At 38.3% G+C, this 18,901-nt stretch carries 19 protein-coding genes; 12 read left to right on the forward strand and 7 right to left on the reverse strand.

Annotated features, from left to right (window positions below; all coding sequences use genetic code 11):
* Nucleotides 1–107: 107 nt before the first annotated feature.
* From R9C00_25235 to R9C00_25255, 5 genes are all read right to left on the reverse strand, one after another.
* On the reverse strand, nucleotides 108–2,906 hold the full coding sequence (locus tag R9C00_25235; GenBank protein WPO35001.1) for a substrate-binding domain-containing protein: 2,799 nt from the start codon (nucleotides 2,904–2,906) through the stop codon (nucleotides 108–110).
* Between the two features lie 301 nt (nucleotides 2,907–3,207).
* Nucleotides 3,208–3,789 carry a DinB family protein gene (locus R9C00_25240; protein ID WPO35002.1) on the reverse strand — a complete coding sequence of 194 codons (582 nt, stop codon included), beginning with the start codon at nucleotides 3,787–3,789 and terminating at the stop codon, nucleotides 3,208–3,210.
* Between the two features lie 52 nt (nucleotides 3,790–3,841).
* Nucleotides 3,842–4,378: a Crp/Fnr family transcriptional regulator gene (locus R9C00_25245; protein WPO35003.1), complete on the reverse strand. Its 537-nt coding sequence runs from the start codon at nucleotides 4,376–4,378 to the stop codon at nucleotides 3,842–3,844.
* An 80-nt stretch (nucleotides 4,379–4,458) separates the two neighbouring features.
* Complete coding sequence (locus R9C00_25250; GenBank protein ID WPO35004.1) at nucleotides 4,459–5,322, reverse strand: PAS domain S-box protein; 864 nt, start codon at nucleotides 5,320–5,322, stop codon at nucleotides 4,459–4,461.
* A 66-nt stretch (nucleotides 5,323–5,388) separates the two neighbouring features.
* On the reverse strand, nucleotides 5,389–5,937 hold the full coding sequence (locus R9C00_25255) for an OmpA family protein (protein ID WPO35005.1): 549 nt from the start codon (nucleotides 5,935–5,937) through the stop codon (nucleotides 5,389–5,391).
* Nucleotides 5,938–7,074: 1,137 nt separating this feature from the next.
* Between R9C00_25255 and R9C00_25260 the strand changes: the two genes are divergently transcribed.
* The 12 genes from R9C00_25260 to R9C00_25315 all read left to right on the forward strand — a co-directional run bounded on the left by R9C00_25260 (nucleotide 7,075) and on the right by R9C00_25315 (nucleotide 17,504).
* The gene (locus R9C00_25260) at nucleotides 7,075–9,267 is read left to right on the forward strand and encodes a peptidase domain-containing ABC transporter (protein ID WPO35006.1); all 2,193 of its coding nucleotides are present in this window, start codon (nucleotides 7,075–7,077) and stop codon (nucleotides 9,265–9,267) included.
* A 4-nt stretch (nucleotides 9,268–9,271) separates the two neighbouring features.
* Nucleotides 9,272–10,543, forward strand: a complete 1,272-nt coding sequence (locus R9C00_25265) for a hypothetical protein (GenBank protein WPO35007.1) — start codon at nucleotides 9,272–9,274, stop codon at nucleotides 10,541–10,543.
* Nucleotides 10,544–10,618: 75 nt separating this feature from the next.
* Entirely contained in the window at nucleotides 10,619–10,756 is a 138-nt protein-coding gene (locus tag R9C00_25270) for a bacteriocin (protein WPO35008.1), read from the forward strand.
* A gap of 52 nt (nucleotides 10,757–10,808) precedes the next feature.
* Nucleotides 10,809–10,943: a bacteriocin gene (locus R9C00_25275; GenBank protein ID WPO35009.1), complete on the forward strand. Its 135-nt coding sequence runs from the start codon at nucleotides 10,809–10,811 to the stop codon at nucleotides 10,941–10,943.
* A 51-nt stretch (nucleotides 10,944–10,994) separates the two neighbouring features.
* Entirely contained in the window at nucleotides 10,995–11,132 is a 138-nt protein-coding gene (locus R9C00_25280) for a bacteriocin (GenBank protein ID WPO35010.1), read from the forward strand.
* 52 nt (nucleotides 11,133–11,184) lie between these two features.
* The gene (locus tag R9C00_25285; protein ID WPO35011.1) at nucleotides 11,185–11,322 is read left to right on the forward strand and encodes a bacteriocin; all 138 of its coding nucleotides are present in this window, start codon (nucleotides 11,185–11,187) and stop codon (nucleotides 11,320–11,322) included.
* A 52-nt stretch (nucleotides 11,323–11,374) separates the two neighbouring features.
* Nucleotides 11,375–11,512, forward strand: coding sequence for a bacteriocin (locus R9C00_25290; GenBank protein ID WPO35012.1), 138 nt, complete (start codon nucleotides 11,375–11,377; stop codon nucleotides 11,510–11,512).
* Between the two features lie 44 nt (nucleotides 11,513–11,556).
* Nucleotides 11,557–11,694 carry a bacteriocin gene (locus tag R9C00_25295; protein WPO35013.1) on the forward strand — a complete coding sequence of 46 codons (138 nt, stop codon included), beginning with the start codon at nucleotides 11,557–11,559 and terminating at the stop codon, nucleotides 11,692–11,694.
* 906 nt (nucleotides 11,695–12,600) lie between these two features.
* Complete coding sequence (locus R9C00_25300) at nucleotides 12,601–13,014, forward strand: hypothetical protein (protein ID WPO35014.1); 414 nt, start codon at nucleotides 12,601–12,603, stop codon at nucleotides 13,012–13,014.
* A 22-nt stretch (nucleotides 13,015–13,036) separates the two neighbouring features.
* A complete protein-coding gene (locus R9C00_25305; GenBank protein ID WPO38794.1) occupies nucleotides 13,037–14,941 on the forward strand; it encodes a tetratricopeptide repeat-containing sensor histidine kinase in 1,905 nt (634 codons plus the stop codon).
* A gap of 436 nt (nucleotides 14,942–15,377) precedes the next feature.
* A complete protein-coding gene (locus R9C00_25310; GenBank protein WPO35015.1) occupies nucleotides 15,378–15,860 on the forward strand; it encodes a T9SS type A sorting domain-containing protein in 483 nt (160 codons plus the stop codon).
* A gap of 6 nt (nucleotides 15,861–15,866) precedes the next feature.
* On the forward strand, nucleotides 15,867–17,504 hold the full coding sequence (locus tag R9C00_25315; GenBank protein ID WPO35016.1) for a hypothetical protein: 1,638 nt from the start codon (nucleotides 15,867–15,869) through the stop codon (nucleotides 17,502–17,504).
* Between the two features lie 76 nt (nucleotides 17,505–17,580).
* Here the strand turns inward: R9C00_25315 and R9C00_25320 are convergent, their stop codons facing one another.
* Both R9C00_25320 and R9C00_25325 read right to left on the reverse strand, forming a co-directional pair.
* Entirely contained in the window at nucleotides 17,581–18,063 is a 483-nt protein-coding gene (locus R9C00_25320) for a GyrI-like domain-containing protein (protein ID WPO35017.1), read from the reverse strand.
* A gap of 204 nt (nucleotides 18,064–18,267) precedes the next feature.
* Nucleotides 18,268–18,708 (reverse strand): GNAT family N-acetyltransferase, encoded by a 441-nt coding sequence (locus tag R9C00_25325; protein WPO35018.1) that lies wholly within the window; start codon nucleotides 18,706–18,708, stop codon nucleotides 18,268–18,270.
* Between the last annotated feature and the right edge of the window lie 193 nt (nucleotides 18,709–18,901).

Here is an 18,901-nt window from a genome sequence, read left to right on the forward strand (position 1 = left end):
AAATAAAATTACGTACAATTAATTTATAATCAACCTATTACAAACAAAATACAGACCCTTTCAGTCTGAAAGCTTTTAGATTTTGTATCACCACTTTCGAAATTGTATCAGGATTTGGGTAGCTTCTTATTTTTCAAGAACTCCGAAGGGGAAACATGGTACTTGGTCTTGAAGGCAGTGGAGAAATAGGCAGGAGAAGAGAAGCCAACTTGGTAGGCAACCTCAGCTATTGTCATGTCATTTTCCAGAATTAAAACCCTTGCTTTCTTCAACCTCACCGATTTTATATAGTCATTTATCCCGACTCCCATCAAGGCTGTTATTTTTCTATAAAGTTGTACCCTAGAAAGCCCCAACTCTTCTGCAATCTCGTTCGCTCCATAATCGGCATTGCCCAGATTTTCTTCTACTATCGCTTTAAAGTGGTTGATAAATTTTTTATCTATAGAATTCCCAGCATTTATAATTTCAGTTGCAGGTAACTCATGGGAATATTTACCTTTGAGCAACTCCCTCGTTTTGATGATATTTCGGATATTTTCCAAGAGATACTGGATACTGAATGGTTTTACGATGTAGGCGTCCGCCCCAGTCTGAACTCCTTCAATTTTTTGCTCGGTTGTGCTTTTGGCTGTAAGCAAGATGATAGGGATATGAGAAGTTCTTATATCATTCTTTAAGGTTTTGGTAATGGCTAGCCCATTCATTTTCGGAATCATTATATCGCAGATAATTAAATCGGGAATCTTATCATAGGCTTTATCCAGACCTATTTTTCCATCTGCTGCTTCAAAAACCTCATACGTCTCCTTCAGCTTATCAGTTAATAAGTCACGGAGTTCATCATTGTCTTCAATAATGAGCAAAGAATAACTCCTCTGCTTTTTAGTGCCTTTTTCTGGTTCTTTTAGAGAAACAAGCTCAGAAGTTTCTACAAAAAGCTTTAACCCTGTTTGCTGGGTATTGTGGATGCCTTCATCGGAAAGCTGGTTAGAAGAAAAGTGGTTTTTTCCAAGTGGCAATGCAACTTCAAAGCGAGTGCCTTTACCTTTTTCACTTGTCACGCTTATTTCTCCATGATGCAGCTTTATAATTTCTTTGGAAAGAGAAAGCCCTAAACCGATACCGAAAGTTTCATAATTATTCCCCTTATAAAACCGATCGAATGCATGCTCTACATGTTCTTTGGACATTCCCCTCCCGCTGTCTTCTATTACCAAGACCACATTGTTTTCCAGAGCTTTCTCTTCAATACCAACCCTTATATAGCCACCTTCCTTGGTAAACTTAAAAGCATTGGAAAGCAGGTTGAATAATACCTTATCTAGCATTCCTAAGTCGAACCATACCTCAAGATTGTTGATGTTCGAGCTTAAGTAAAAATCGATTTGTTGCTTGGTAGCCAAGTTTTCAAATTCGACCATGATATCCTTTACAAACTTCACAATATCATGTTTGGAAGCCCAAATATCCATTTTGTTGTTCTCGATTTTTCGGAAATCCATCAACTGATTAACCAAACGGAGCAATCGGGCGGCATTTCGGTTGATAAGGTCTAAATCTTTCTTGAATTTTTTGGAATAGGAAGATGTAAACTCTTGCATCTCTTCTACCGAAGCCATTACCAATGTTAAAGGCGTTCTAAACTCGTGAGAGATGTTGGTAAAAAACTTAAACTTAGCTTGTGTTGCTTCTCCAGCTTCTTTTGCTATTGCCTCAATCTGGTTTCTCTGGTTAATAATTTCCTCATTCTTCGATTTGAGGTTTCGATTGACCTGTTGTTTTTCTTTTAGAGAGTACAAAATATAAAAACCAAAAAGCAGAGAGCAAGTAAGGCTTGCCAGTAAGATGTACATAAGTACTTGCTGGTTTTGGTAGATCTCTAACTGATTTTTGATGTGATTTTCCTGCCTTACTATGTCTTTTTGCTGGGAGAGAATTCTATCTGTTTGTTGCTTCATTACTTTAATGTTCCCCTTATTTATTAAAGTAGTCTGCAGAATATTTTCTTTGTTTACAGTTTTCCCACTTAAGATATCCATGGCAATTTGTATGGCCTGCTCACCTCCGGTAGGATATAAAAATGTGGCATCCAAAATACCATCGCTCACAAACTGTAAGCCTGCCTTAGGTCCAGGCAAACCATCTATCCCCACAAAATAAAAATCATCTTCTCTTCCGTAGTCCTTACATACATCGTACGCTCCTAAACCCATAATATCGTTATGCGCAAATATCAGATCTGCACCTGCTATTTGTTCTAGAACGGCGGGAAAAACATTCCGGACCGTATCTACTTCCCATTTCCCCTCGACTTTTTCTATAATTTCGACATTGGGAAATTCACTTAACGACTCCGTAAACCCCCTGTGCCTTTCTACAGCGGGAGTAGAGCCCGGTAAGCCCCATATTTCAATGATTTTACCATTTCCTTTCAGAAGCTCACCAATATATTTTCCAGCAATTTTCCCTATTTCATAGTTATCCGCCCCTATATAAGCTGTGTAAAAATTAGAACTCGTTTTCCGGTCAATCACAATCACTGGAATACCCTGATGGAAAATTTCATCTATAATTGGTGTTATAGGCTCTGCCTCGTTGGGAGAGATAATCAGAAGGTCTATACCTGCCTTTAGCAGTTCTTCAATTTGGGCAAGTTGTTTTTCGCTACTATTTTCCGCATCTTTTATAATGAGCTCTGCATTTGGATGAAATGAGATTTCCCTTTTCATATCTTCATGCATAGTCCTCCGCCAAGTATCGGCACCTGTGCATTGTGAAAAGCCTATCGTATAGGAAATCTTTTGACCTTGTTCCCTACAGGCTTGCAAAGACAATATAATTACGATCCAAAATATTGGATATAGCTTTCCTAAAAGAAATACACTCCCCTTTTCTTTTCTCATATATTTTCAAGTTCATAATTACTACCCTCTAATTTACTAAAAATACGATAGGATTCTTGCTTGTAAAACCAGTCTGCTACTTCCTGTTGCAGAAATAAGCCCAAACCTGATAAAAAGCAATTCGTTGAAACCGACAATGAATTAATAGCTTTTTTTGCGGGTAAACATGAAAGTAAAAGCAGCCAAGAACTAGAGCATATACTTAAAAACAAAAGTAAATACACACCGGAAATAATTGAGGCAATAGAAAAAACTTTAGTGATGAAAAAGAACACATCTTCACAAAACAAGTAGAAAAAGCTTACACCACCTCAGGCTTTTTAGCAGATTCCTCATACTCGCTAAGCATTTGAAATGCCTGAGCGATGTGCCGCTGATTGTGGTAGATCACTATACGGAAAGTATCCCCAAGCTTGAGCGTTAAATATTTGGTGATGCTCATCCCTGTGATGGTCTTGTTTAGGCTTACTTTCCTTGCCCTTCCGAGTAAATCCAGCAGCCTTTTTTGCTGGTCTATGAATTGCTCAATAACGGTTTTGTCAAGCTTGCTGCCTATCGGATCATTTTCCTTCAAGGTTTTCATCTTTTTCACATTTTCCTTCGCGCTTAGCATGTTGGCAAAATAATTCCCCAGCCACCTACTTTTAAAATACGCCTCAGGAGTTTTATGCGGAGTTTGGGCTATTTGCAGGCTGATCTCGGGTAGGTAATACGCTCCATAAATGTTCAAATGCTCGATGCACTCTAAGGCATTCCATTTTTTCGGGTTGCTTTTCCAGTTCAATTTTTCCACAGAAAGTTGGCACAATTGCTCAGCTTTGTTCAAGTTTTGCATTGTCCTTTTTATCAAATCTTCAATAAGTATTTCCGTTTTTATGTTCATCGTTTTTTTCTTCAAAGATGGGGGAGTTCTCTGCCATTTTCCTTGATCCAAATCAAGACTTTTTAATTCTTGACAGCGTTTCGGGAGTCATCCGCAGGTAAGAGGCTATGTACTTATGAGGGATTTCTTGGAAAAGCTTTGGGCTGCGTTCCATTACCCTTTTATAGCGTTTGATGGGCGAAGAAGTCAAAATATCCCTTTCCCGCTCTAGCTGTTGGGAAATGATCTGCTCCAAAATCTTGTTCCAAAGTTCTTGGTTTTCCGATGAAGAATGGACAAATGCCATGAACTGCCGCTTACCCATCACTTTCAGTTCAGTTTTTTTTATTGCCTGAATGTAATAGTCGGATGGCAGTTCACCAATAAAAGAATCGAGCGAGGCAAAAAAGCTTCCTTGGTAGCCAAAGCGGATGGTGTGTTCTTCATATTCGTCCATCACAAATATCCGCAAGCTCCCACTCACCACAAAATACATGTTCGTGTCTACACTTCCCGCTACTTTCAGGTATTCATTTCGGCTGAGCGTAAGATCTTTTTCCCACAGCCTTTGCTCTTCAATGTCTGCTTTTAATTTTTCGAGAATGTTCATCTAAAAGGAGTTGTTCCAGCTATTCCAAATAAGTAAAACCCCTTTTGGGGTTTTACTGTAGCACTATATTTTACCTTTAATTACTCCACAGCCTTATCATCTTCTTTGAAGGCACTGAGGAAATAATCCCGGTTGTTCCATTTCACTACGCTGGAGCGCACATGCAAATACACTTTTTCACCTCCTTTGTTGGTAATAGTAGTGTCCACATAATGATGGTCTATATCTTCTTCAAGTTGCTCAATATCGTGGACGGTAAAGTCCCTGTCAGCAGGGTCGGGATAGATATATTCCAAAAAGAAGGGGGCATTGTTCGCATCCTCTTTGGAGTAGCCTGCCAAACGCTCCATCTTCTTGTTATAGATTACAAAATCCCCTTCCTTATCGCTCATTGTGATTCCTCTGTCCAAGTGGTCAAAAATAACTTGGAAAACCCCTTGCAACTCTTCCAGTTTAAAGCTTTTAAGCTCCAGTTCCTTGTCCAAAATACCGTACTCCGCTTTCAACTTATCCAATTCTTCGCAGCAGTTATCATCACTTTTTTGGGCAGCAGTAGCAAGTGCAGTTAACTCCCCTTTCGCCAAAATCAAATCATTCTGCGCTTTTTTGTATTCCTCTTTGAGTGTTTCCAATTCTGCGCAACAATCGTCTTTCTTGTCTGCTGCCATGGTTGCCAATTCTCCTTTTGCCAGCATCAGTTCATCTTCCAGCTTTTTATAACTAGTTTTCAAGGTTTCCAACTCGGCACAGCAGTCATCTTTAGTAACAGCAGCACCTTTTTTTGCATTTTCTATTTCAAGCAGCAATGCCTCACGTTCACTTTTCCTCTTCCACATCCAGTAAAGCCACGAGATGATAAATCCTATTAAAAAAGCAACCAACACTATAATGGTAATCTCCATCCATGCGGTTGACTTGGCCATGGGGTTCATTTCTTCAAACATATTCGTTTAGTTGAGATTTAATGAAGTTGAAAATTTCAGTTTCTTTATTTCTTTTTGAGGTAACATCTACTGCTCTAGCCCTGTCACCTTCACCTCTACCCTTCTGTTTAAGGCTTTCCCCTCAGGGGTTTCATTGTCGGCAATTGGTGCTGTTTCCCCCTTCGAGGAAATCGACATTTTAGTGGAATCTAATCCGCTTTGCACGAAGTAGTTCCCTATGGACTCCGCTCTTTTCAAGCCTAACCTATAGTTGTAGTCGGCGTCTCCCGATGAATCTGTATGCCCTACCAAGGTCACCGTTCCATCAGGGTTTTGGACTAAATAATCTACCAACTCAGTGGTAAAATCATCTAGCACATACAGGTCGGAAGGCTTAATTTCATCCACCCCAAAATGGACATTTGCATGGTTCGCATTGATACGCTTGAGCTCAATGCTCGGTTTGATGGTGTCCATTGGCAAAACCTCCTCCGCTTTCGGCTGCACGGGCGGGAGCGTTTCTACCACTTCGGTAGTTTCTTCATCGCACAAATACTTTATGTTACAAATGTACCAATGGGCTGAGGCAAATAACCAAATGGTTATAAGTACGGCACCTAATAGTAAAATTCTCATGTTAGAAAAATATAGTGAATAAATAGAGTCTAGCTAATTTGAAGTATGTTTGAGGTAATAGATACCAGCTTGCAATGCATAGCAATTCCTACAAAATGCGCAGAAAGGCATTAGTGTAATAAAGAAAGGAAATTAAAAGGCGAGAGTCTTTAATCTGATGTTATATGTAGGTTAAATTAAACACAAAATATTATTAACCAAAACTTTGGCTATATAAATGAAGGATAATTTGAAGAGATAAATCAATTACCTTGATCAACTGTGTGAATTAAACCTTACTTTCTATGGCTTCTCCCTCCAATACAGAAAAAAAAGCAGCCCACCAGCTATCCCAAAAGCCATAGTGAAGGCCCAAACTGTTCACACATTTTTTCATCTACAGTTTTTTTCTTGTAAAGAAAGTGTTGAGAAATATCAATTTCATTGACCTTGGTTAATAAATGAATCTATCGTTTTGTCATTCGTTTCCTAATTCTGTTCAAAGACTGAGGTTTAACCCCTAAAAAGGAAGCCAAGTAATATTGAGGAATCCTATTCACCAATTCAGGGTTTTGCTTTGCGGGAGTTTTCTCGTAAGCACTTACAAACTTGTTTTACACATAAAAAAACGTTGTTTTCTCTTCTACTAGAACTGCATGCGAAGAAAGAAAAGTCAGTAAGGCTTCGGTCACAGAGTTACGGATTTTGAAAAACAGAGGTTATTGAACAATACCTAAGGTAAAGAAATTTACTTACCTGAATCTTTATACAGTGTCACCCAGTCTTTTGGGTTCAGGGTATAATTTAACATCCAAAAAAATATTTTTTAGCACTTTACCTTACCTTACTAAAACTAAATAGACAGACATTAAAACATTGATAGGCAGCTAAAGGCATAACTAATTCATAAAGAACACTTCTATATAAATAAAATACACAAAACACGTTATAAATAACACAATATATACACCTACTAGCAAGAAATTATCTATTGCAAATGGCTCATAAAGCACCTTACAAATTGTTTTAATCAACTGAATTTTCAAGTTGTACATTAGGTTATGTGAAAATAAAATTTAAAATTGTACAATAACTAGTGACTATTAACAACTTGGAGCATACTTATCAAAAGTATCATCTAAAACAAATCATTTCCTTTTGAAAGCAAACAAGCTAAAACCTTTCCCATTTATCAAACAAGTAGGTTTTATGGAGTGTGGAACGACCTCCCTCGCCATGATATTCAAATATTACGGGTACTATGATGTAAGAAATTTTTTATCGAAAAAATCAGAAGTCAATACAGAAGGAATCGATCTATACACTATTAGTGGATTGGCAGAAGGTTTTGGTTTTGAAACCAATGGCTTTCAACTTAATTTTGAAAACCTGGGCAAACTCCACCTTCCTTGTATAGCGCATTATAATGGGAACCATTTTGTAGTTGTTTATAAAGTGAACGCTAAGCAGGTCTGGATCGCCGACCCAGCGGTTGGAAAATACACGCTTACCCGAGAAGAATTTGAGGCAAAATGGAACGGTATAGTCCTAGAGGTACGGCCTACAAATGAAATATTTAAACATACGGAACTTGCCGAATTAGCCGAAGCGAACCTAACAAAAAGGAAAACCCTGTTCTCAAAATTTTATTGGAGCTCCTTACTTCCTACCAAGGGAATCGTTTTCCAAATACTTCTAGCAACACTTTTTCTTCAACTCCTTGGCTTAGCACTCCCTTTCTTTACCCAGACTATTATCGATCAAGTGCTTGTAAACGCTAATATAAAATTGCTTTACGCAATCCTAATTGGCATGTTAGTTTTACTTACTAGCCAAGTGATGTTGACTTATGGGCGAAATATGCTCATTACTCAGTTTAAATCGACCTTTGAACTAAACTTCTTCTCCAAGTTTTTTAACCACTTCCTCCAGTTGACCCAAACTTTTTACGACAATCATAAAAGAGAAGACTTTATCAACCGCTTTCAGGTCAATTTAAAAATAAGAAATGCATTGAGGCCCTCAATTTTGGAGGGAGTCATAGATTTTGCATTTATCATGACATACCTATTGGCCCTACTTGCCTACAATGTTCAACTAGGGCTTATTATCGTATTATTCACCTTGTTTTATACTGTTCTGACTGTTTCCTTCAGCCCCAAGCTTAGGCACCTAGAAAACAAAATATTCACTGAAAACCAAAAAACCATGGGCCAATTTCTGGATACTCTTCTGGGCATCCAGTCGGTAAGGTTGCTGGGAATTGAAAAGCTTCGCTATTGGCAATGGAAAAACCAGTACACCAGCGCATTGAATAAGGTGATGGATACCGAAAAAAATTATATCCAACTAACTACGCTACTCAGCTCACTTAAATTTACGTGCCAGATTGCCATCTATTGGTATGGAGCATACCTCTCTTTCAATGGGGTAATTACCATTGGACAATACATTGCCTTTATTACCATTTTCACCACTATTATAAACTCATTATCTCGAATTACCCAGCTTTGGTTTTTGTTCACAGAGATGTCGGTCAATTTAAGTAGAATGAACGATGTCTTTATAGAAGAAACTATAGATTATTCCCCGCTAAACAAAGTTTCAATTAGCGGTCCCATCGGGATAGATATCCGCCAAGTCAATTTTAAATACAGCAGTCGCAATAAAGATTACACATTAAAAAATATCAATCTTGAAATACAACCAGGAACTTTCCTCGGAATAGTAGGTAGAAATGGGTCGGGTAAAACCACTTTGATCAAGTTACTAAGCAACTTGTATGACCATTATGAGGGGGAAATATGCATGAACGATGTGAGCCTAAAAAACATACTACCTGCCCAGCTAAGGAAAAAAGTGGCGGTCATACCCCAAGATATATTCTTGTTTGATGCCACCATCAAAGAAAATATTTTGTACGGAAACCCTAATGCTACAGATGAAGAGGTAATAGAAGCTGCTCAGATGGCCGATATTCATGATTTCATTAAAACATTGTACCTAGGCTATAATCAAAAAATAGGGGTAAATGGCGCCAATTTATCTGGAGGACAGCAACTCAAAATAGCTTTTGCCCGGTTATTTGTCTCTAATCCGGAAGTGGTTATTTTGGATGAGGCCAGTAGTGCGCTAGATGTGGAAACAGAACATAGGATTATGCAGAATGTTTTCCGAAAGTTTAAAGGAAAAACAATAATCTCAATAGCCCATCGGCTACATACGCTGCAACACGCTGATTATATTGCCGTACTAGAAAAAGGTGAACTCGCTGAATATGGATCGCATAATGTTCTGATGGATAAACAAGGTATTTACAGCCAATTTATTAACACTTACATAAACTTTTAGCACAATGCCTAACACCAATAACACCTTGGCTAACTTACAAGAACATCAATACAAAGACCTCTACCACGAAGACGATGTCCCTCTTAATAACATTGGTAAGAAAATTGCCAAACTACTAATTGTTTATGGAATTGTTATTACATTAATAAGTATCGTTATTAGTTGTGTGGTTATCGTTCCTAACGAACTGGACCTAACATTTGAACTTAGGGGAGGGAGAACGGAAAATATCATCCAGTTTCAGGAAGATTTGTATGTGAAGCAAACCTATGTAACAGTAGCCCAGCCTATAAAAAAAGGGCAACCGTTAGTAACCATTAGTTCTCCACGGATAGTGGGGCTCATTGCCGATATCAATGAAAAAGCATCCGCTCTTCACTTTTATGTAAGCCAGCAGGAGAAAGCTAACCATCAAGAAACGTTGATGATCCAAACAAAGATTAAAGGAACTAACAATAACCTTAGCCGCCTAAGAGCAGAGCTAGCTGTATTAAAAACCTCAGCGGAACATGAAATTGGTAACCTAACCAATCAGGTTAAAAATATAGAGGGGCAGCATAACCGGATTACCAAACTATATAAAAATGGAGCAATTGCAGCACTTGAATATGACGTTTCGCTAAAATCACTTCAAGAGGCCAAATACAAGCTAATTGCTGAAGAAGAAAATTACAATATTGAACAAGCGACCCTGAGAAGCCGCATAGAAGTACTCCAAAATGAGCTTGCCAATACCAAACAGGAATTGGAAAGTTTTATCAGTAACAGTACAGTGAAACAAGCCAACCTTGAAGAACAACTTGAACTGAGCAAAAATAGACTAGCACTCTTGTATGGAGCAACACGTATTAATGGTAATGCCATAACCCTACTGAGCGAAGCAGATGGACATGTTACCTTGCTCACAGAAAGTGAGATAAAAGTGCCTTCTGGGCAAATTTTGGTAAGAGTACAGACCGATACCCAATCGTATTATGCTTATGCATTGGCAGAGCCAAAAGATATTGGACTGATTGGCAACAACATTTTAGCAGTGTTAAAATTTGAAGGGCTGCCGCATTATTACTACGGCACTATGAAAGCAGAGGTAGTGTCGACTAGTGAAAGCCCCGATGCTTCTGGAAAATACCCTGTACGGATGAACATCCATGACCAAGGACAATTGGCTAACAAAGTAAGGAAAGGGATGCGAGGGACGGCTTCTGTAGTGATAGAAGAAAGACCGATCATAGGCTATTTGCTGCGTGCTTTCCTAGAAAAAACAACATTTGAGTAACCAATATGGCCTGATTGCTTCACGCCATACAAAATCGTAATTTCTTTTTTTTAAACCTAAAATCATATAAAAACAATGAGAACAAAAGCAGAGAATTCCAACGCACAACCTACCAACAAAAACGAGGTGAGGCAGCTAAGCCAAGAGGAACTACAAACCATCATTGGGGGGCCTGATTTAGAAGTTGATGATGACGACGATGATAATGGTTAAAAATCAACCCTGTGAAATAAATAAAATCTTTCAACTAAAAAACAAGAGTAAAATGAGAACAAAAGCAGAGAATACCAACACACAACCTGCCAACAAAGATGAGGTAAGGCAACTAAGCCAAGAGGAACTACAAACCATCATCGGGGGACCTGATATTGAGGTGCGTGATGACGACGATAACGGTTAAAAATTAATCCTTTGAAATAAATAAATCTTTCAACTAAAAAACAAGAGTAAAATGAGAACAAAAGCAGAAAACACAAATACACAGCCTACCAACAAAAACGAGGTAAGGCAGCTAAGCCAAGAGGAACTACAAACTATCATCGGGGGACCTGATATAGAAGTGAATGATGACGACGATGATAATAGTTAAAAATCAACCCTTTGAAATAAATTAATCTTTCAACTAAAAAAACAAGAGTAAAATGAGAACAAAAGCAGAGAATACCAGCGCACAGCCTGCCAACAAAAACGAGGTAAGACAGCTAAGCCAAGAGGAACTACAAACCATCATCGGGGGACCTGATATGGAAGTAACTGATGATGACGATGATAATAGTTAAAAATCAACCCTTTGAAATAAATTAATCTTTCAACTAAAAAAACAAGAGTAAAATGAGAACAAAAGCAGAGAATACCAGCGCACAGCCTGCCAACAAAGACGAGGTGAGGCAACTAAGCCAAGAGGAACTACAAACCATCATCGGGGGACCTGATATGGAAGTAACTGATGATGACGATGATGATAATTAACCCTTTGAAATAAATTAATCTTTCAACTAAAAAACAAGAGTAAAATGAGAACAAAAGCAGAGAATACCAACACACAGCCTGCCAACAAAGACGAGGTGAGGCAACTAAGCCAAGAGGAACTACAAACTATCATCGGGGGACCTGATATAGAAGTGAATGACGACGACGATGATAATGGTTAACAGTAAGTTAGATAGAAAGTGATATGGGAAAGCCTATTATAAAATAGGCTTTCTTTTTTTATACGTACCTGACGTATAGAAAAAAATGTTAGCAATACTTTGGACATCACATTAGGAATCTATAAAAAAGTACTTGTTGAAGTCATGTAAACTTGTTCACTGATTATAGTTGTAATACAGTGACTACCTGCCTCTTTAAAGAGGTCGTTTATTTTCTTTTGAGTGAGCGAGGCTTAATACCGCTAAAGCCGCACAGGAAACATCGCCTAGTTAACTGCCTCTTTTTTATAAATAGGTGCGACCTTTAGTCGTACATTTTCGATCTAATTAAAAGAGGCTTTAGCCAAAAGTTTAAATCAGTTCGTTGAATAGCCTACTTCTCTTGTTAGCTACAAGCAAAAAAAAATCTATATATTAGACTATATCACGGTGTGTAGCAACAAAGTTATTTCCAAAGATCAATAACGAGTATAATTTAGCCCAAAAACTAACATTCATGTTGTTATTAACAAAACAAAGCCTCTCGATAGTGAGAAAACCTCAATAGGCGGGGCTTTTAAGCCCCGTTTGAAAGAAAAAATGACATCGGCTTTAGCCTAAACTTTTAATCCAAAAAGTCTATACAACTCAAACCGTGATATAGTCTATTGTTACAAAGTAACCCCTCACCTATATTGCACACATCAAAACTTGCATTTACGGTCAAGTAACATTATCAATAATAACATCCCCCACATACTTAATATGATTTTCATGTAAAAAATACAGTGTTTAGAAACAATAAGGTATAAAATGCTTGGTTATACTTGTGGAAATTATCCAACAATAAGCCTTTAAAATCCAATTATGCTTATTATCTTTAGGGAGTTTCCATTTCTATTCACTCATATAAACTTAATATTACAAATGGAATCTGTAAAAACTGTAGCATCTGTAAAATCTGCAACCATTTTTATTACCAAAAACCCAGAACCTGGCAATACAAGTCTGGTCTTGTTTGACACAGAAGGAAATGTTGGTCTCCAAACAATTACTACCAAAATTGCTCCTGGAGGAACTATCACTTGGAAAATCGCCAATGAAAGCGGTGGTATCACTGAAATCACCAATATTTGCAAGAAAAACGATAGCCAAGATGTTTTTCAGTACGACCCTACAAAACAAGAAGACGGATCTTGGCTAGGAGTAGTTAGTAGCACAGCAAAAGGCACTGAATCTTATAATATAGGCTATGTAATTGATGGAGTACATTATTTAGATGACCCTGATATAGATGTCGAGGAAGATGACGATGATGATGATGATGAAAGCGGAAATTAATTTTATTTCGTTGTGGCATGATATGGGGAAAGCCTTTTTAATAGGCTTTCTTTTTTTGTATACAAGCTCTGTATACGCTCAAAGGAATCAGCAAAAAGCTGATAGTCTGATTACAGTCTTTGAAAATAAACAACAACAATTAACCGATACAGTCAAATTAAAAATTATATTAAAAATCTGTAAGAACAATAATAATACAGATCAGCGAATATATTATGGCCATAAAGCACTAGAACTTTCAAAAAAAACAAACAATTTATACTGGTTATACCAAAGCTCAATAGCATTAAGTCATGCATACAGAAAAAAAGGCGATCTCCAAATAGCTCTTAATTATCTTTTTGAAGCGTTAGAATATGCAAACCAAATGCACAATGAAAAACGGATAGCAATAGCCTATAGTGCTATTGGAACCGTTTATAAAGTTGAAGGAAACTTCGAAACAGCTCTTAAATTCCTTAATTTAGCTATCTCTCACTTAAGGAAAGTTAACGATGCTAAAAACTTAGCTAGGAGCTTGATGAATACGGGAGAACTGTACAGAACCAACCACATATTGGACACTGCCCTTCTCTACTTCCAAGAAGCAGGTGATTTATACCAACAACTTGATTACAAACTAGGAACTGCCTATAATATCGGAAATATTGGGCTAGTATATGCCGAACAGGGCAAGCATACATTAGCTGAAGAATACATAGCAAAATCTACAGCGGTTTTGGAAGAACTGGGCGATCGTTATCCAATTGCCGTATATAGTACTTGTATGTCTGATATTTATTGGGAGAGAGGGGAATGGGATAAAGCCTTTGCATATGCCCACCTTAGCCACAAAATAGGGGTAGAGGAAGGCTTGAAAGAACAAATACGAGATGCTAGCCTCAAGCTATCCGAGCTGTACGGTGAAGCAGGAGATTACCAACAAGCATTTGAGTACCACAAACAATATGTTTCGTATCGTGACAGTCTGAACAATGAGGATAATATCCGAAAAATGGCAGACTTGCGTACGAAATACGAGGTAGCGCAAAAACAAGTTGAAGTAGATATACTAGAAAAAGACAAGAAAATACAGCAGCTTCTATGGGTAGCTCTTACCATCATAACAATCCTTATATCCACCCTTGCCATTGTTTTTTACCGAAGAGGGCACAAAAAAATAAAAATCAACAAAATCCTTTCTGAACAAAAAGAAGAGCTGGCAGCCCAGCGAGATCAGCTCGACCAGCTAAACCATACAAAAGACCGTTTTTTCTCCATCATTTCCCACGACCTCCGCAGCCCTGTCAATGGTATTAACGGTTTGGTAGAGCTCATTAAAATGTACATGGAGACCAAAAACTACGATGAACTAGACGTTATGGTGAAGAACATAGACAAATCTTCTACCCACCTCTCCTTTTTGCTCGACAATCTCCTAGATTGGGCCATAAACCAACAGGGAGAGTTCCCCTACCATCCAGAGCAAATCAACCTTAAGGCAACCGCCGAAGAGATCATCGGGATATTTCAAGATTCGGCAAGGGCAAAAGAACTCAACTTGGTTATAGACATAGAAGAAGATGTATCTGTCTGGGCAGATAAGAACTCTGTAATGACTATCATCAGAAATCTGGTAAATAATGCCATAAAATTCACTTTACGGAATGGCACAATAACTATTAAGGGGTATCCTAATGGCGAATTTGTCTTTGTAAAAGTAATTGATACTGGCATTGGAATCCCTCAAGACAAAATGGACTCTCTCTTCTTGCTCAAAGAGAAAAAAAGCACCGGAGGAACCAATGGAGAAAAGGGCTTAGGGTTGGGACTCAGACTCGCCTTCGAATTTGCCGAAATGAACAAGGGAAGTATCAAGGTAGAAAGCGTGGTAAGGCAAGGAACTACTTTTACGGTAAGTTTGCCTCAAGCTTGCCCGGCTTCTTAAGAAAGTCGACAAATGTAATCATACAATGAAAACTGAGGTTTGTGGCTTACAAGCCTCTTTTTGGTAATACAACCTTATGTAACATAATGTAGAGACAATCTTAAAAACCCAACCTCTTGTCGCTACAAGGAGACGTAATAGAGATAGTTGTTTTTTTCATATTAGGTCTATGCCAAAAGGTAAGTAAATATTTTTCTTTTAGCTGGGAAAACCAAATTTGGCTTTCCGAAGCCTTGGTTTAATAAACACGGAAATTTCGTAAAAAAGACACCTACCTAACTGGCTGGCTCCCAAACCTCCTCCTCTACTAGATTGAACACATCTATTCTGAAATAAAAAAAATAAATGTAGTGGAGTCACCGTTATCCCAACAAATTTTACCTATTCAAATAGCACACAAATATTCTTTCATGCTCTCAATAAAACACAAAACTTTATGATGCACAAAAACACAATAACATTTATTGTTTTTGCCCTCCTAAGCTTAAACTCTTTATATGCTCAAGAAGCTGTTCCTGCCGCGGGGGGTGAAGCAACTGGTACAGGAGGAAAGGCAAGTTATACAATAGGGCAAGCGATTTATACCAGTCAAAATGGAAACAATGGCTCTATTTCACAAGGAATACAGCATACTTATGAAATTTCTGCTGTACTAGGAATAGACGATACCAGAATTCGTCTTGAATTAAATGCTTATCCAAATCCTACCATAGACGTCTTAAATCTTGAGATTGGTAATTATGACAACAGAAAGCTCACTTACCACCTCTACAACCTACAAGGCAAGCTAATAGATAGCAAGAACGTAATCCAAAATAGCGCATCCATACCTATGGAAACCCTTCCCAATGCCACCTACTTTTTAAAAGTAAGCAGCAATAACCAATTCCTTAAAACATTCAAAATCGTCAAAAAATAAGTACACATGAAGAAATTATTTATCTCAATAATAATAGCAATCATCTCCACAAGCGCATTTGCACAAGCTCCTGAAAAAATGAGCTATCAGGCAGTAGTAAGAAATGCAAACAACGAACTGGTCACTAATGAAACAGTAGGTATCCAATTCAGTATTTTACAAACATCTATTTCGGGTACAGCTGTATATGTAGAAACACAAAGCCCAACCACTAACAGCAATGGACTGATCTCACTAGAGATAGGGCGTGGAAATGTTATATCTGGTACTTTCAGCTCCATTGATTGGAGCAAAGGGCCTTACTTTATTAAATCAGAAATTGACCCTCAGGGTGGTACAAGCTATACAATAACAGGCACCAGCCAATTGATGAGTGTTCCTTATGCACTTCACGCCAAAACGGCTGAGTCGATAATTGGTGGTATTACGGAAGTGGACGGATCGGTGACAAATGAGATCCAAGACTTGAAACTCGAAGGAAACAACCTAACAATAACTAACAATGGAACGGCTACTACTATTGACCTGAGCCCTTACCTTGATGATACTAACACCCAACTTACAGAAGCAGAAGTAGATGCTCTTGTTGCAAATAATGGATTCTTAACTGCCGAAGTGGACGGCTCGGTGACTAATGAAATTGAACTACCTGCACAAACTGGAAACTCTGGGAAAGTATTGGTCACGGATGGCACAAGTCCTGCTTGGAGCACGGTAAGTTACAATGACTTGACAGATGTTCCAGCAAGTGTTTCTTTCGATGGTAACTTCTCTAGTTTGACCGGAGTACCTACGGGATTGAGTGATGGAGATGATGACACCCAGCTTACAGAAACAGAAGTAGATACTTACGTAGCAAACAACGGATTCCTAACGGCAGAAATGGACGGGTCGGTGACTAATGAGATTCAAGATTTGAAGCTTGTAGGGAACAACCTGACCATCACCAACAATGGCACGCCCACTACTATTGACCTGAGCCCTTATCTTGATAACACTGACACTCAGCTTACAGAAACAGAAGTAGATACTTACGTAGCAAACAACGGATTCCTAACCGCAGAAGTGGACGGATCGGTGACTAATGAGATTCAAGATTTGAAGCTTGTGGGAAACAACTTGACTATCACCAACAATGGCACAGCCACTACTATTGACCTGAGTCCTTATCTTGATAACACTGACACTCAGCTTACTGAAACCCAAGTAGATGCTTATGTAGCAAACAATGGATTCCTAACTGCCGAAGTGGATGGGTCAGTTACTAACGAAATTGAACTACCCGCACAAACAGGACAGGCTGGTAAATTTCTAACTACAAACGGGTCATCTCCTTCTTGGGAGACTCCGACAGCTACCCCAACAAGTTCAGTAAGAACAATAAGTGCCAACACTACTTTAACCACAACCGATGAGATAGTTTTTATCAATGGTGCTTTTACAGCTACACTCCCAGCTTCCCCTGTTGACGGACAAAGAATCACTCTTTGTAGCACTAATCAAACGGCAGGTTTAAATGGTAATGGGAAACTAGTTCATATAGCGGGAACCTCCTTATCATCATTAACATTTATGGATGCATCGAATAACATGTTCATCCTTATATACAGTAGTGCAATCGGTGCATGGATGACGAATTACTAATATTATTCCTTTTGAATATTTAAAAAAACAGAGATCGAGAAAGCAAAAAACTAGGCTATTCTCAATCTCTGTTTTTTTACCTAACCGGAATCCAAACCTCCTCCTCGGCATTTGGGTCAACGGGGCTATAACCTGCTGGCAACAGCTCAAAATGGGGGCGGTGGTCGAGCTGGAAGCCTGAGCTGGGCAGCCAGTCTACAAAGATCGCTTTCCAAGTTTTGGGGAAATCGCTGGGCAAGCCTTTGTGGGTGAAAACCGCATATTTCCCCCCTTCCAACTCAAACACTTCCATTCCTGCTGGCAGATCTTCTATTTCGGAAACTTCTGTCGCCGCCCATTTTTCAAACTCGGTGGTGGGTGTAACCGAAAGGTATTCCAAGCCTTCTTCGTACACTTGCATGGAAATTAGGTCAGTGCCAACTTGGTTTTTCACTTCATTTCTGTGCGGCATAAAACTGCGCCACAGCTCAGCAGTTTTTATCGGATTTGTGGCTAGGGTCATGGTCAAGTGCTTACCAACTAATTTCTTGGGGGAAAGGGTTTCTATTCTTGGGGTCATTTTGTTAAATATGATTCAATTGATATTTCTTAACTATGAGAGGTAGTATTTAACTTTTCACTTCATGGTCTATCTCTTCAATATTTCGAGCGTATTCCCTCAAATTTTCTATTGTTTTAGACAATCCTTTATCTTTATTATAAGCCATAATAAGCTCATCACTAACCCCCTGAAGTATTTTATATGCGAAAAACGCCCTTTTCTTTAAAATTTCAATTCTATCCGCTGAAAGCTTTTTGCTTCTATTTTCATACAAATTCCCAAAGCTACCTTTTTTGATGGCTCATTATGCGGAGGAATAGTGACAACTATCTCTTTCTTGCATTTTACATCAAATAAATATGGAATTATGGCTTTTTTTAATGCTTTAGTCAAATATCCTTTCTTCCTAAAAGCTTGCTGTATATACCAGTGTAAATCATTCATCATCACATACACAGCCCCAATATAACTACCTCTCTCATTTCTAATAAAAAAGAAATCCATTGAAGGAGATTCATTGTTTACTAAATCAGTTACCTCAGGAAACGAATCCCATACCTTAGCGACGTCAACAAATTCACTTATTTGTCTAATAAAAATCGTTTCAGCATATGTTTTTTTATTGAGCAGATCTATATACTTCTCAATCTCTTCATCTTTCATTTTATAATAATTTTGGTTTAACTACTCTTAATTTCAATGAGTATAACATACAAAAATAGCCATATACTTACCCATATAAGCAACGGCTATTGAAAAACTCCACTAATACAACCTAATCCCTACCAACTAATCTCTAAAACACCTCTACCTTAAATAACCGACCAATAATGGTTGGGTCGAGGGCGGAAGCTTT

It is taken from the genome of Flammeovirgaceae bacterium SG7u.111 (assembly GCA_034044135.1).
In the GTDB taxonomy this organism is placed as follows: Bacteria; Bacteroidota; Bacteroidia; order Cytophagales; family Flammeovirgaceae.

Coding starts and splice junctions, on each gene's coding strand:
- R9C00_25235 (WPO35001.1), bottom strand. CDS start 2,906: ATGAGAAAAGAAAAGGGGAGTGTATTTCTTTTAGGAAAGCTATATCCA.
- R9C00_25240 (WPO35002.1), bottom strand. CDS start 3,789: ATGAACATAAAAACGGAAATACTTATTGAAGATTTGATAAAAAGGACA.
- R9C00_25245 (WPO35003.1), bottom strand. CDS start 4,378: ATGAACATTCTCGAAAAATTAAAAGCAGACATTGAAGAGCAAAGGCTG.
- R9C00_25250 (WPO35004.1), bottom strand. CDS start 5,322: ATGTTTGAAGAAATGAACCCCATGGCCAAGTCAACCGCATGGATGGAG.
- R9C00_25255 (WPO35005.1), bottom strand. CDS start 5,937: ATGAGAATTTTACTATTAGGTGCCGTACTTATAACCATTTGGTTATTT.
- R9C00_25265 (WPO35007.1), top strand. CDS start 9,272: ATGCCTAACACCAATAACACCTTGGCTAACTTACAAGAACATCAATAC.
- R9C00_25270 (WPO35008.1), top strand. CDS start 10,619: ATGAGAACAAAAGCAGAGAATTCCAACGCACAACCTACCAACAAAAAC.
- R9C00_25275 (WPO35009.1), top strand. CDS start 10,809: ATGAGAACAAAAGCAGAGAATACCAACACACAACCTGCCAACAAAGAT.
- R9C00_25280 (WPO35010.1), top strand. CDS start 10,995: ATGAGAACAAAAGCAGAAAACACAAATACACAGCCTACCAACAAAAAC.
- R9C00_25285 (WPO35011.1), top strand. CDS start 11,185: ATGAGAACAAAAGCAGAGAATACCAGCGCACAGCCTGCCAACAAAAAC.
- R9C00_25290 (WPO35012.1), top strand. CDS start 11,375: ATGAGAACAAAAGCAGAGAATACCAGCGCACAGCCTGCCAACAAAGAC.
- R9C00_25295 (WPO35013.1), top strand. CDS start 11,557: ATGAGAACAAAAGCAGAGAATACCAACACACAGCCTGCCAACAAAGAC.
- R9C00_25300 (WPO35014.1), top strand. CDS start 12,601: ATGGAATCTGTAAAAACTGTAGCATCTGTAAAATCTGCAACCATTTTT.
- R9C00_25305 (WPO38794.1), top strand. CDS start 13,037: ATGGGGAAAGCCTTTTTAATAGGCTTTCTTTTTTTGTATACAAGCTCT.
- R9C00_25310 (WPO35015.1), top strand. CDS start 15,378: ATGATGCACAAAAACACAATAACATTTATTGTTTTTGCCCTCCTAAGC.
- R9C00_25315 (WPO35016.1), top strand. CDS start 15,867: ATGAAGAAATTATTTATCTCAATAATAATAGCAATCATCTCCACAAGC.
- R9C00_25320 (WPO35017.1), bottom strand. CDS start 18,063: ATGACCCCAAGAATAGAAACCCTTTCCCCCAAGAAATTAGTTGGTAAG.
- R9C00_25325 (WPO35018.1), bottom strand. CDS start 18,708: ATGAAAGATGAAGAGATTGAGAAGTATATAGATCTGCTCAATAAAAAA.